Raw genomic sequence first — 12,783 nt, 5'->3', positions numbered from 1 at the left:
TTTTTTTGACGGGATTCTTGAGTTTTGTAAGATTGATCAGTCCCCTTTGTCTAAATGCTAAAAAAGAGGTATGATACAAGAAAAAGGAGTGGAGACGAAGTGAAATATTCAACCAAATACAGCGACGCCATTCACATCCTCGCTTATATCCACCTCTTTAAAGGAACTGATTTATCAAGTGATCGGATCGCCCAGAGTGTTGAAACGAATCCTGCCTATGTTCGCCGGATTATGAGTGATTTACGGGTTGCTGGATTGATCGAAAGCCAAAGAGGAAAACCAAACCCTAAACTAACGAAGGAACCAAATGAGATTTCTTTGTTAGACATTTATGCGAGTGTTGAAAAAGATCACCATCTTTTACATGCAGACAAAAAAACCAACCCCAACTGCTTAATTGGGGGGAATATTCAAGGGGTATTAGAAGAAACCTATGATGTGCTGCAAAAGAAAATCGAGCAGGAGATGAGTGCCATCTCGTTGCAATCAATCATTGAAGGCATTCGAGGAGAAGCCAAACAGTAGATTGAACGGACACAACACAGTAAAAAGAACTTTCACCTGCTAAGCAATTTCTTGACAGGAAAGAAAGTTTCTTTTATACTCTAGTTGTAACTTGATTAGTAACAACTGTTTTAGTCAAACAAAAGATGAGGAAGGATGATTATCATGAAAATCGGTGTTATTGGCGCAACAGGAAATGCAGGTTCAGCTATTTATCAAGAAGCAGTACAGCGAGGACATGAGGTGACTGCTATCGTTAGAAATGAAGCTAAAGCCAAAGAACAATTTGGTGATACAGTCAAAACACTTACAAAAGATGCTTTTTCGTTAACAGAAGGAGACCTCGACGGGTTTGACGTGTTGGTCGATGCGTTTGCGACAAGTCCTGACCAAGCGTACTTGCATGTGGATCTGGCAACAAAATTGGTTCATTTGTTTCGAGAAAAGGACACACGCTTGTTCTTCATTTTAGGAGCTGGTAGCTTGCTCAATGAAGCGGGCGAACGCAATCTTACCGAATTGAAAAAAGCCCCAGGAAGTGAAAGCTGGATCGCGATTCCAGAAAACCAGTTAGATGAGTACCTCTTTTTAGAAACAGTCAAAAATGTCCCTTGGGTTGGGGTTTCTCCTGGAAACGTCTTTCAAGAAGGACCAGCTAAACCAGCGATTTTAGGGAAAGATCACTTGCTATTCAATGACCAAAAGGAATCAGTAACATCCAGTGGTACGTTAGCCAAAGCAATCCTTGATGAAATCGAAACAGTGCGACATGAAAATACTCGTTTTACTGTGATTGATGCAGAGTAGTTCAGCGATGATTGAGAAGGAGAACCCAATCGATCAAGATCGGTTGCTGATAAAGGTTAGTAAGTAGACTGATTCAGGCGACTTCTCTTTATTCACAATTTTTGTTTCCAGTACCCAGCAATTTAGACGAGACAAATCCTCTGTGTTTGCTTATAATCAAGGACAGAGGTGAGAAAATGAATAAAAAAATCGAAGCGTATGAATTGATGCTTCTGCAATTAAAAGGGTTATTAGAAGCGGAGAGTAATTGGATCGCCAATCTAGCCAACTCTTCTGCTTTACTGAATGAAACATTGGAAGATACAGTATTTGCCGGCTACTACTTATTTGAAGAAGGCGAACTGATCTTAGGCCCATTCCAAGGAAGAGTATCTTGCACCAGAATCACATTAGGCAAAGGGGTTTGTGGGGAATCAGCGGAGAAAAAAACCACATTGATCGTACCCAATGTCAAAGAACATGAAAATTATATTTCTTGTGACTCAGCAGCAATGTCTGAAATCGTAGTTCCCATGGTAGCTGGTAATCAGCTGCTTGGCGTGTTGGATATCGATAGTGGAAAAACAAACAGCTATGATGCGATCGATCAGAAATATCTGGAAGAATTTGCGGCGTTATTGGTAGCAAGTCGCCAATAAAACACTTGTTTTTTAATATTAACGTAAAAACAACATAATGTTTAAAACGAAGCGTTCATTGGATTATGAACGCTTTTTTTAGTTATTATTTACAAATTACGGGCATATTGCTTTATTTAATTAAAATTAGATGATAATATGATAATACAATTAGAAAAATGAATTTTTAAGGAGAGAATTATGGAAGCAGAAACAATTGTATTAGGTAAAGCATATGAATGTAAACCAGTTGGCTTACAAAGCCGTGTGATCGGTGAAGTGGTCAGAAAAATGGAAAGGTGTGTCGTATTAAATGTGATTCGCTATGATGGAATCGATCATGAAGATATCGAAGAACGTTGCGGACGAGTAGTTGCAAAATACAATGAGATCTATCAACCAGCACTAGTTGAGTGCTTTTTTAGCTGATCCATTGGTAATCACCCAATCAAAATAAAATGAAACCATGCACGTAAACCAATTCCCTTAAAAAAAGGGGCTGTTTCTTGGAAGCAGCCTCTTTTTTGATTCTTCGACACAGCTGCGTAGAAAAATACATGCTATAATGGGCGAGAAACTAGCAGAAAGCAGGGAGCAAAATGGAATTAGAAAAAACGGTCATTGATGACAAACAGATGCTTTTTGAATTGCCGCAGGAAGCAGGGCAACTGCAAATTGTTAAAGGAAAACTTATTGAAGCAAAAGACAATACCGTCCTCTTAGCCATAAAAAAAGGCCAATTACTATCAGTAACAGATGAGAAAACATTTGATGACAAGCAAGAATATGACCGCTTAATAATCCTTACACCACCTTGGGAGATCATGGCTCCATACTTAGCGGCCTACTACCAAGAGAAATACCAACTGACCAACGCTTCCAACGCACCTATCGTGATTCCACAGGAACTGCAACAAGGGGTCGCTGTTTGTGCGGAACCATTTGATTGCTTGATCGATTTTCTGGGTTATGTATCCACCAGCAAAAAGGAAACGAAAGAGGTGAAAAAGGGGGGCAAACCTCGTCATAAATGGTCAAAAGAATTACAAGATGAACCCTTTATGGTGGATTATCAAGGAAGTACAGCAACGGTCTATTGGCAGAAACGCAACGAGGTTCGAATTGAAAAAGGCGCTACCTTGCGTCAAGAGGTTCCTTTGAACAAAGACGGCTCGGTGGGCTTTTCAGCTCGATTAGCAGAAAAGATACGGCAAGAGAATCAATCAGCGATCAAAGAGGGACGAACGATTGAAGACGTCGTATTAAAAAGTGTCAATGAGGTCGGCATGTTTCTTTACTATGGGGGGACCAATGGCTGGCTTCAATTAAAAGATCAGCAAGGAAGAACCCTGAACGAGCGAACGGTGGAATAGAAAAGAGAGATACTGAACAAGAAAGCGATCCACCAAAGCGAACGGAATCAGCTTTGGTGGATCGCTCGTATCGTTTAACTAGGAGTAAGCTCTTCATCAATCAAGACAAATTCTTGGCCGGTCTTGGACAAAACAAGGCTCGGTTTTGCAGTTCCTTCCTTTTCTGCTCGATACGCATCTCGGTGCTTTTGCAGATGTTCGGGGCGTTTTAACCAAGCTTGAAAGGCTTTTTTCTCAGTCCATTTTGACACTAACTGGAAAACGAGGCTGTCTTTTGATTCTGAAAACCAAGCTTCAGCAGAGTGACACCCAGCAAATGTTTTCATTGAGGCTGTATCTTTTTTCATTTTAGCTAGAAAGATGTCTTTGCCTTCTGGAATGACTTCAAACGCAACGGTACGGATATACATGAAATTCCTCCTTGCTGTGAGTGATTTCATTTAGTATAGCCCTAATTGAGAATCATTGTCAATTAGCATTGAGAATTTGTACGTTTGTATCGATTTTTGCTTTTTGATTAAATCCTTCAAAAGCCTTGAACAAATGAAAAAAGTACGTATAATTAATATACGTACTGAAGAGTCTGAAGAGTATTGGAGAAAATGGATACTTGGGGAAGTCTTTCTTTTCTCACGTGCAATACTCTTCGTTTGTTTAGTGTACCACTCCCATTTTAAAATAGATACGTTTTTTTTACTTTCTGAGGAGATTTCTTTTATTCCTTGAGTTGAAAGGCAAAAAAGTGGGAAGGTTCTGAGAAAGCGCTATGAAGACGAAATTTGTGTCTTCTTTTTTTGTATGAAAGGTAAGGAAAATTAGGAAAGTTTTTTATCCATTTTACCTGCGAAATGATGTATAAGAGAGTAGCCAAAGTACTGATCACTAGAAGATCAGTACTTTTTTGTATGCTTTCTTGGCACGACTCCTGTCAACGATATTCAGCATAAAGTCACACTTTTCTACTTTTTACATTCAGAAGAGCGCTTCTGACACAACCATGTAACCTCTTACATTTTTTAGTCGAGTTAAATTGACAGGCTGCATAAACATGCGGTAAACTCGGTACAACAAACAGAATTTTTTGAATTATCTGAATGTTAGAAGGGGATGAGTAGAAATGGGGAAACGTAGCAAATATGCAGTATCGCTTGTGTTACTAGGCAGCTTCTTTTTAGCAGCTTGTCAAAATGGCGCGCAAGAAAACGAGACGGATTCATCAGCAGCTTCTTCTGCAGAGCAAGTGATCAATGTGCAATTTTCAACAGAGATGGGCAGTGCCGATATTTCTTTAGCAACCGACTCTTATAGCTTTATTACTCTGAACAATGCTTATGAAGGCCTTTATCGCTTGGATGAGAACAATGTTCCTGTAATTGCTGGGGCAAGTAAAGACGCTGAAGTCAGTGAAGATGGCCTGACCTATACCATTTCACTGCGAGAAGAGGCAAAATGGTCCAATGGTGATCCAGTTACAGCGGCTGATTATGTTTTTAGCTGGCAGCGAACCGTTGATCCAGCTACAGCTTCCAATTATGCCTATATGCTAGCACCCGTTAAAAATGCATCTGCTATTTCAGATGGCACGCTAGATAAAAGCGAGTTAGGGATCGAAGCAGTCAATGATCATGAGTTGAAAATCACGTTAGAAAAACCAACACCTTACTTTTTATCTTTACTGGCTTTTCCAACCTTCTTCCCACAAAACGAACGTGTCGTGGAGGAATTTGGTGATCAATACGCCTTAACAAGTGAAAACGCGGCGTACAATGGACCATTCCTATTGACCAATTATGCTGGCCCAGGCACCGATATCCAGTGGTCATTGGAAAAAAATCCGGATTATTGGGATGCCGATTCAGTCAAACTTGAAACAGTTAATTTCGATGTCGTGAAAGACTCATCGACTGCTTATAACTTGTACGAAAGCGGACAAGCCGATGACATTATTTTAAGCGGTGAATTGGCGATGCAGAATGTGAATCATCCTGATTACATTGTTCAGCCTAGTGCAACCACTCAGTATTTAGAAATGAATCAAGCACCAGAAGATTCGCCTTTTCGAAATGCAAATTTGCGCCAAGCCATTTCTTATAGCATGAATCGGCAACAAATCGTTGAGAATATTTTAGGCAACGGCTCATTACCGGCTGTCGGTTTTGTTCCTTCTGACCTAGCTTTCAATCCAGAGACAAAAGCTGACTTTGTTGAGGATGCGGCAACCACGTTAGCCTTTGACGAAGAAAAAGCCCAAGAGTATTGGGAAAAGGCCAAAGCTGAGCTGGGGATCGATACGTTGTCTTTCGAGCTGCTGACCTCAGATACCGACCAATCGAAAAAAATGGCGGAATACATTCAAGGAACCTTGCAGCAAACACTGGATGGATTGACTGTCGAAGTCACAAATGTTCCTTTTTCTGTTCGTTTGGATCGTTCCAATAGCGGCGATTTTGAGATGGTCATGAACAATTGGATCGGTGATTATGCAGATCCAATCAACTTTTTAGAATTGTTCAAAAAAGACAGTTCCTACAATCGTGGGAAATGGTTAAATGATGACTACGACCAATTGATCGAACAAGCCTCCAATGAAAATGCCAACAACCCAGAAGCCCGTTGGGAAAATATGGTGGAAGCAGAAAAAATCTTAAATGAAGATTTGGGCATTATTCCGCTTTTTCAAAGTGCAGAAGCACATCTGCGGTCGCCTAAGATCAAAGGTCTCATCGTTCATAGTGTCGGTGCTGCCTATGACTATAAAAATGTGTTTGTCGAAGAATAAGTATAAAAATTGATTCTTTCATACATCTACTGACTGATGTAGTCAAACAGTACTGCAGAAAAGAGGAACGCGATTCGAGCGTTCAGCAACTTGAGAACAAGGAATACAGCCGTTCTTTATCTAGCAGTGAAGAGGAATGATTCATTCCAGCTAGATAAGAACGGCTTTTCTTTTTAGGGGGAACACCAATGAAAATCACAGCAGTTGAAACCAAACGAATTCCGATCCAGCTGAATGCACCGTTTAAAACGGCGCTCAGAGAAGTGCACGCCGTCGAAGTGATTCGAGTGCTGCTTTCTTTTGACAATGGGATCGTTGGTATCGGAGAAGCAGCACCTACCGAAGTCATCACCGGTGATACAAAAGAAAGTATTTTAAAAGATATCGAAACGGTCTTTGCCCCCTTCCTGTTAGGCAGAAAGGTAGATGCGCAATTGTCGGTAATGGATGAGCTTCATGCGTTGATCCAGCATCATACGAGCCCTAAAGCGGCGATCGATATTGCATTGCATGATGCACTGGCTAAAGCAGCTAACTTACCGCTTTACCGTTATTTAGGAGGTTCTGTCAATACACTGACAACCGATTATACGATCAGTGTCGGCTCACAGGAGCAGATGCTGCATGATGCCCAAGCGAAAGTCCAGGCGGGATTTCGCTCCTTGAAAATCAAACTAGGGGCAGGAACGATCGAAGAGGAAGTTGCGAAAATTCGCCGCATCAATGAACGCTTGGCAGGAAAGATTCCCTTTCGAATTGATGCCAATCAAGGCTGGACCAAAGAAGAAGCGGTGCAGATTTTAGACCAATGGCAAGACATTCCGATCGAGTTTGTTGAACAGCCAGTAAAAGCCCATGATTTTGCTGGACTCAGCTATGTGACTGCTCGTACGACGATTCCGATCATGGCCGATGAAAGTCTTTTTTTCTATGAGGATGCCAAACGTTTGATTGCTGAAAACTGCTGCAATTATTTGAACATTAAATTGATGAAAAGCGGCGGGATCAAAGAGGGACAAAAAATTTATCAATTGGCAAAAGAGCATCAAGTGCCGGTGATGGTCGGTTCGATGATTGAAGGGTATGGGGGAATGGCTGCCGCCGCCCATTTTGCCTTAGGGATGAACGATGTCCAATTTTATGATCTGGATGTTCCTTTTATGTGGGAGACCCAAACGACTTACCCTGAAACGCAAGGGATTCTTCAGCGTCCAGGAAGCTTGAGCGTCACCGAACGCATCGGACTAGGAATCAACGAATAAACAGTTATGAGAGGAGCAAAGATGAAACAAATTGTTCAGGCTGGCTCTTCCTTCTTATGGAAGGAACCCAAAGAAAACAAAGTACTAGCAAAAATCAAAGCATTTCCTTTAGAAGCGCTGCACACTTTTTTGACTGATGAAGATACGATGCGGCTTTATAAGGAAAACTTAGTGGACTCCGAAGTATTATATGGGACGATAGTAGAAGTCATCACCCAAACGGATGGTTGGTCCCAAGTGATCATCTTGGATCAAAAAAGCAATAAACACCCGCTTGGCTATCCCGGCTATCTACCAAACGAGGTATTGAAGCCATTGCCACCAGACTATGCAACAGCTAAAAGAATGCTCGGCGTGACTGCCAAAGAAGCTTTGCTTGTTTTTGACTCAGCGACACGGATCGTTTCTTTTGGGACGATTTTACCCCTAGTTGGGGAAACCGCAGATTCCTATCGAGTGGCTACGCCTAATGGACCAGCAACGATCGCTAAATCCTTTGCTCAAGTCATTGTGGATACATGGACAAATCTGCCCGAGAAAATGATTGCACTAGCAGAACAATTTTTGAATCAGCCCTATGTCTGGGCAGGCATTAGCGGCAGTGGCTTTGATTGTTCTGGATTCATGTATTCGCTGCATCGACTTCATGGTATTTTGATCCCCCGAGATACGATTGAGCAAGCACAACAAGCAAATATCGTGCCTTACAGTCAGGCACAACCAGGGGATCTGCTGCTGTTTGCTTATGAAGAAGGAAAAGGCGAAGTCCATCATGTTGGGTTGTATTTGGGGGATGATGAAATGATTCATTCAAGAACACCCGGATCGCGGGTCATGAAAACCAAAATCGCTGGTTCTAATTATGAACCAGAACTAGCAGTTGTGGCGCGCTATTGGCAAGACAAACCAAATACACCAATTAAATCGGGCACATGAGTAATCCTTTACTGACTTTGAGGAAAGGAGCGTTTGATGACAAAAGATGACGTTTATTTAGAAATAAATCATATCCTAAAAAAATATCAAGCAACATTGGAAATGGGGTTATGGATTGGTACGCCAACGAAATGTCTTGTTGACTATCAGAGTCATAAGTCATTTCCAGCAGCAAGTATCAGTAAGCTTGTATTGTATGCCTATTACCTTGAACAAATCATCGAAAAAAAGATCGATCCCCAACAGGTAATTTGTGTGAGCCCCGTTGATCTGACAGGTGGCGCTGGGGTACTCCGTCTTTTTCCTCAGAAAAAAAGCTGGGCTATCAGTGAACTGCTTACAGCGATGATCGCCGTATCTGATAATACCGCCACCAATGTACTATTGGACTTAGTAGGGTTGCCCACACTTCAAGCATGGATCCAGGAGCCGGAAATCCAATTTGAACGGTATATGATGCGACCGATCAAAGACAAAGAGAACCGCTTGACCCCTTCGGCGGCTGCCAAACTACTACTAAGGTGTGTTAAACAAGAAGAAGCTGCCCTAGGATTTTCAGCCTTAAATCAGCAGCAATTTCAAGAGGGCATACCAGGGTCTTTTGCTGAAACAACGCATCCTGCGTGCCGCATTTTTAATAAGACAGGCCGTCTTGACCGCATCGAACACGATGTAGCGTATTTACAAGCCAATGAAACGACGATCATCATTGCGGCGTTTTCCTATGATAAAACCGGTAGTGGTCAAGGGATCAGTTGGCTAAGAGAAATTGGTCAAACAGTCTATCAGCAATATTTTTAAGTAAAATACGCTGCGTATCGATCCTCACTCAGAGGTACTCGATACGCAGCGTATTAATTATTTACGACGATAAAATCTCCCATATCATAGCGGTGCCGTGACTGAGAAAATTCAAAAGGCGTCCCATCCCCGAGATAAACCGTTTGTTCCACTTCTAAGATGGGATCGGTGGCAGCACAAGCTAAGTATTGCTGATCATAGGTATCTGCACGATCCGCTTTGATGCGACGGACAGATGTCCCAATCGAGGAGTGTAGCTGGTTGGTGATATAACCGTAGACCGATGAGTTTAAGACTTCCTCGGTAATCCCGGGAATGACATGAAGCGGCATGATGGTATATTCTAAAACAACGGGTATATCGTCAAACAGGCGCAAACGAACGATATCATAAATTTGTTGGTCACTGCGGATTTTTAGTTTTTCTTGTTCTTTCTCATCGGGAAAAAGAATGGCAAAAGAAATGATCTTGCTGGTGATCTTTCCTGTTTCCCCAAGACGTTTGGTCAATCCACGATTGATCTTGGCGTTGTAATCGAAGGTTGAATAGGCGTCGCTGATAAAGGTACCCGTGCCTTTTTTACCGTAAATAATGCCTTCCATTTGTAAAATATTCAATGCTTTTTGAATCGTCACGCGGCTGGTCTGATAATGGACAGCCAGTTCGGATTGTTTCGGCAATTTTTTCTCTTCTTCGTAAAACCCGTGATTGATTTTGCTCCGTAGATCGGCAGCGATGTCATGGTAGTTCGCCATTTGCTTCACCTCAAAATAATAATAAGTGATAAAACGAAGTATGTAAACTTGCAGCTTTACATACCTTGTTTTAAAGGCTTTTCCTGCGTTTACATTCTTCAGGAAATGAATTACATTTGTAATGTAATCGTTTTCTAACGATTGAAGAATAGGGGTATAGGAGGGAGTTTTATGCAAGGATTTATGGATCGACTCGCTGACGTTTTAGGAAAGTTTGCCAATAGGATCAACAATTTACGCTACATCATGGTCATTAAAAATGCCTTTGCTGCTTTGATTCCAGTAATCATTACCGGGGCATTTGGTACTTTGTTTTCAGCAATGGTTTTTGATGCTGAAAATGGATTGGCACAAATCGAGGCACTGCGCTTTTTAGAAAGTTTAAAACCGATCTCATCTGCGGTCAGTTATGTGACGTTGAGTTTCTTAACGATCTATGCAGTGTTTCTGATTGGGATTGAGCTAGCAAAATTAAATAAGATTTCGGGGGTCTTTCCAGGAATCATCGCCGTGATGTCTTATCTTTCTGTTAATCCAATGATCTTTGAATTTTTGCACGAAGATGCGACGGTGGTTGCTGAAAACGTGCTGGCTAAGCAATATACTGACACGAAAGGCCTATTTTTAGGCATGTTCGTTGCGATCGTTTCCATCGAGCTTTATGCGTGGTTAGGAAGACAAAAACGGCTGCAGATCACGATGCCTGATAGTGTTCCTGGGAATGTTTCGGCAAGTTTTTCGGCATTGTTTCCAACGATTTTCACCGTGACCATCATCGCCACCGCTGGTTTTGCTATCAAAGCACTCACAGGGATGTATGCTTACGATATCATCTACAATGTCGTCCAACGACCACTGGAAGGGATCGTCCAAGGATTGCCAGGTATCTTGTTGTTGATGTTTATCGCACAAGTTTTTTGGGTCATCGGGATTCATGGGAACCAGATGGTCAAACCCATACGCGAACCATTGTTGCTGGCAGCGATCGCTGTCAATACGGAAGCTTTTGAAGCTGGAAAAGAAGTACCCAATATTATTACGATGCCGTTTTGGGATATGTATATGAGTATGGGCGGCTCTGGGGTTACGATTGGGTTGCTGATTGCGATTTTGATCGTCGGCAAGCGGGAGGACATGCGCCAAATCACTAAATTGTCATTAGCACCTGGGATTTTCAATATCAATGAGCCAGTGATCTTCGGAATGCCAATTATGCTGAATCCCATTTTGGCGATTCCCTTTATCCTGACACCGTTAGTAACAGGAACGATTGGGTACGTGGCGACAAGTCTAGGCTTTGCCGCTAAAGCCGTGGTAATGGTCCCATGGCCGATGCCACCGATCGTCAATGCTTATCTAGCTACTGCTGGGGATATCGGGGCTGTGATCACGCAAGTTATCTGTATTGTCGTGGCAATTTTGATCTATCTACCTTTTGTTTTGGTAATGAATCGTACGACCAATGAAGTTGCATAAAGGAGTTTTAAAAAAATGGTAAAAATACCTGAAACATTTATTTTAGGGGCTGCTTCGTCTGCTTGGCAGACAGAAGGCTGGCAAGGAAAGAAAGAAGGGCAAGATTCGTATCTCGACCGCTGGTACAAAGAAGAACGCTTTGTCTGGCATAATGGCTACGGGCCGGCTGTTGCGACGAATTTTATGGAAAAGTTTTCAGAGGATGTTGAACTGATGCAGGAGGTTCATTTGACCCATTACCGAACATCGATCAATTGGGCGCGCTTCTTTACCGACCATGAACAGCTGATCGTTGATGAAGATTATGCTGCTCATATCGATCAGCTTATCGACCAATTGCTTGCGGCTGGGGTCGAACCGATGCTTTGTTTGGAACATTATGAACTGCCAGCTAGTTTGATGGATGCCTATGATGGCTGGAGCTCGCGGAAAGTGGTCGATCTATATACTCGTTATGCCGAAATCGCCTTCGAGCGTTACGGTGATCGAGTCAAACAGTGGTTTACCTTCAATGAGCCGATCGTTATTCAGACTCGTTGCTATCTCGATGCGATCCGCTGGCCCCATGAGCAAAACACAAAAAAATGGATGCTTTGGAATTATCACAAAGTATTGGCTTCCGCCCAAGCGGTGGCTGTCTATCATGAAAAGGGCTACGAGGGGCGCATCGGTTGTGTGCTAAATCCAGAAATGGTTTACGCACGCTCTTCCTCACCAGAGGATCAAAACGCGCAAAAAATGTACGATCTTTTTTTCAACCGAATCTTTTTTGATCCAATGGTTAAGGGGCATTATCCAGATGAACTTATCACACTTTGCCAAACCTATGACATCTACTTTGATCCGACAGAAGAAGATTTGGAAACGATCCGCACCCATACGGTGGATTTCTTAGGTGTCAATCAGTACTACCCGAAACGCGTGCGGGCACCACGATATCAATGGCATTCGGATACACCATTTCATCCAGAAATGTTTTATGAGACCTTTGATTTGCCAGGAAAACAAATGAATAACTCCCGTGGCTGGGAAATCTATCCGAAGGTCATGTACGATATGGCAAATTATCTTAAGGAGAATTATGGCAATATTCCATGGCTGATCACTGAAAATGGTATGGGGCGGGAAAATGAAGAACAGTATATGGATGCCACAGGTCAAGTCCAAGATGACTATCGGATTCAGTTTATTACCGAACATCTTTACTGGCTGCTAAAAGCCGTCGAGGAAGGCGCCAACTGCGAAGGCTATATGCTTTGGGCATTTACCGATTGTGTTTCACCTATGAATGCGTTCAAAAACCGCTATGGTCTTGTACGAGTCGAGCTAAATGAAGAACGGACTCGGTCATTAAAAAAATCAGCCGCTTGGTATCGTTCCCTGATTGATGAACGGTGGCTTCCATTTGAAGAAAAACCATTGATTCTGTAATAAAAACCCACGCCGATTTCCTCATCCTAAAGGAAATCAGCG

13 protein-coding genes are annotated in these 12,783 nt (G+C 42.3%); 11 read left to right on the top strand and 2 right to left on the bottom strand.

What is annotated here, in order from left to right; genetic code table 11:
* Positions 1-99: 99 nt before the first annotated feature.
* The 5 genes from A5870_RS11955 to A5870_RS11935 all read left to right on the top strand — a co-directional run bounded on the left by A5870_RS11955 (position 100) and on the right by A5870_RS11935 (position 3,301).
* Positions 100-525, top strand: a complete 426-nt coding sequence (locus A5870_RS11955; RefSeq protein ID WP_034878711.1) for an Rrf2 family transcriptional regulator — start codon at positions 100-102, stop codon at positions 523-525.
* A gap of 135 nt (positions 526-660) precedes the next feature.
* Complete coding sequence (locus A5870_RS11950) at positions 661-1,311, top strand: NAD(P)H-binding protein (protein WP_086293042.1); 651 nt, start codon at positions 661-663, stop codon at positions 1,309-1,311.
* Between the two features lie 176 nt (positions 1,312-1,487).
* A complete protein-coding gene (locus A5870_RS11945; RefSeq protein ID WP_086293039.1) occupies positions 1,488-1,949 on the top strand; it encodes a GAF domain-containing protein in 462 nt (153 codons plus the stop codon).
* 180 nt (positions 1,950-2,129) lie between these two features.
* On the top strand, positions 2,130-2,357 hold the full coding sequence (locus A5870_RS11940) for a hypothetical protein (protein WP_005237217.1): 228 nt from the start codon (positions 2,130-2,132) through the stop codon (positions 2,355-2,357).
* Between the two features lie 170 nt (positions 2,358-2,527).
* A complete protein-coding gene (locus A5870_RS11935) occupies positions 2,528-3,301 on the top strand; it encodes a hypothetical protein (protein WP_086293037.1) in 774 nt (257 codons plus the stop codon).
* Positions 3,302-3,375: 74 nt separating this feature from the next.
* Here the strand turns inward: A5870_RS11935 and A5870_RS11930 are convergent, their stop codons facing one another.
* Positions 3,376-3,711, bottom strand: a complete 336-nt coding sequence (locus A5870_RS11930) for an antibiotic biosynthesis monooxygenase family protein (protein WP_086293035.1) — start codon at positions 3,709-3,711, stop codon at positions 3,376-3,378.
* A gap of 707 nt (positions 3,712-4,418) precedes the next feature.
* On the opposite strand from A5870_RS11930, the gene A5870_RS11920 reads away from it, so the two are divergent.
* From A5870_RS11920 to A5870_RS11905, 4 genes are all read left to right on the top strand, one after another.
* Complete coding sequence (locus tag A5870_RS11920) at positions 4,419-6,080, top strand: peptide ABC transporter substrate-binding protein (RefSeq protein ID WP_086293033.1); 1,662 nt, start codon at positions 4,419-4,421, stop codon at positions 6,078-6,080.
* Between the two features lie 188 nt (positions 6,081-6,268).
* Positions 6,269-7,342, top strand: coding sequence for a dipeptide epimerase (locus tag A5870_RS11915; RefSeq protein ID WP_086293031.1), 1,074 nt, complete (start codon positions 6,269-6,271; stop codon positions 7,340-7,342).
* 21 nt (positions 7,343-7,363) lie between these two features.
* Positions 7,364-8,278, top strand: a complete 915-nt coding sequence (locus tag A5870_RS11910; protein WP_170924072.1) for a C40 family peptidase — start codon at positions 7,364-7,366, stop codon at positions 8,276-8,278.
* Between the two features lie 36 nt (positions 8,279-8,314).
* Positions 8,315-9,079 (top strand): serine hydrolase, encoded by a 765-nt coding sequence (locus A5870_RS11905; RefSeq protein WP_086293027.1) that lies wholly within the window; start codon positions 8,315-8,317, stop codon positions 9,077-9,079.
* Between the two features lie 53 nt (positions 9,080-9,132).
* On the opposite strand, the gene A5870_RS11900 is transcribed toward A5870_RS11905, so the two are convergent.
* Positions 9,133-9,834 carry a GntR family transcriptional regulator gene (locus tag A5870_RS11900; protein WP_077454231.1) on the bottom strand — a complete coding sequence of 234 codons (702 nt, stop codon included), beginning with the start codon at positions 9,832-9,834 and terminating at the stop codon, positions 9,133-9,135.
* A 171-nt stretch (positions 9,835-10,005) separates the two neighbouring features.
* Here A5870_RS11900 and A5870_RS11895 point away from each other — a divergent pair, with 171 nt between their 5' ends.
* Positions 10,006-11,310: a PTS sugar transporter subunit IIC gene (locus A5870_RS11895; RefSeq protein ID WP_015510115.1), complete on the top strand. Its 1,305-nt coding sequence runs from the start codon at positions 10,006-10,008 to the stop codon at positions 11,308-11,310.
* Positions 11,311-11,325: 15 nt separating this feature from the next.
* Positions 11,326-12,741 carry a glycoside hydrolase family 1 protein gene (locus A5870_RS11890; protein WP_086293025.1) on the top strand — a complete coding sequence of 472 codons (1,416 nt, stop codon included), beginning with the start codon at positions 11,326-11,328 and terminating at the stop codon, positions 12,739-12,741.
* Positions 12,742-12,783 lie beyond the last annotated feature (42 nt).

This window comes from Enterococcus sp. 2G9_DIV0600, from assembly GCF_002140615.1.
GTDB lineage: Bacteria > Bacillota > Bacilli > Lactobacillales > Enterococcaceae > Enterococcus_D > Enterococcus_D innesii.
Note: the sequence above shows the minus strand (reverse complement) of the source record. Positions and strands in the feature narration are given on the sequence as shown.

Coding starts and splice junctions, on each gene's coding strand:
- A5870_RS11950 (WP_086293042.1), top strand. CDS start 661: ATGATTATCATGAAAATCGGTGTTATTGGCGCAACAGGAAATGCAGGT.
- A5870_RS11945 (WP_086293039.1), top strand. CDS start 1,488: ATGAATAAAAAAATCGAAGCGTATGAATTGATGCTTCTGCAATTAAAA.
- A5870_RS11940 (WP_005237217.1), top strand. CDS start 2,130: ATGGAAGCAGAAACAATTGTATTAGGTAAAGCATATGAATGTAAACCA.
- A5870_RS11935 (WP_086293037.1), top strand. CDS start 2,528: ATGGAATTAGAAAAAACGGTCATTGATGACAAACAGATGCTTTTTGAA.
- A5870_RS11930 (WP_086293035.1), bottom strand. CDS start 3,711: ATGTATATCCGTACCGTTGCGTTTGAAGTCATTCCAGAAGGCAAAGAC.
- A5870_RS11920 (WP_086293033.1), top strand. CDS start 4,419: ATGGGGAAACGTAGCAAATATGCAGTATCGCTTGTGTTACTAGGCAGC.
- A5870_RS11915 (WP_086293031.1), top strand. CDS start 6,269: ATGAAAATCACAGCAGTTGAAACCAAACGAATTCCGATCCAGCTGAAT.
- A5870_RS11910 (WP_170924072.1), top strand. CDS start 7,364: ATGAAACAAATTGTTCAGGCTGGCTCTTCCTTCTTATGGAAGGAACCC.
- A5870_RS11905 (WP_086293027.1), top strand. CDS start 8,315: ATGACAAAAGATGACGTTTATTTAGAAATAAATCATATCCTAAAAAAA.
- A5870_RS11900 (WP_077454231.1), bottom strand. CDS start 9,834: ATGGCGAACTACCATGACATCGCTGCCGATCTACGGAGCAAAATCAAT.
- A5870_RS11895 (WP_015510115.1), top strand. CDS start 10,006: ATGCAAGGATTTATGGATCGACTCGCTGACGTTTTAGGAAAGTTTGCC.
- A5870_RS11890 (WP_086293025.1), top strand. CDS start 11,326: ATGGTAAAAATACCTGAAACATTTATTTTAGGGGCTGCTTCGTCTGCT.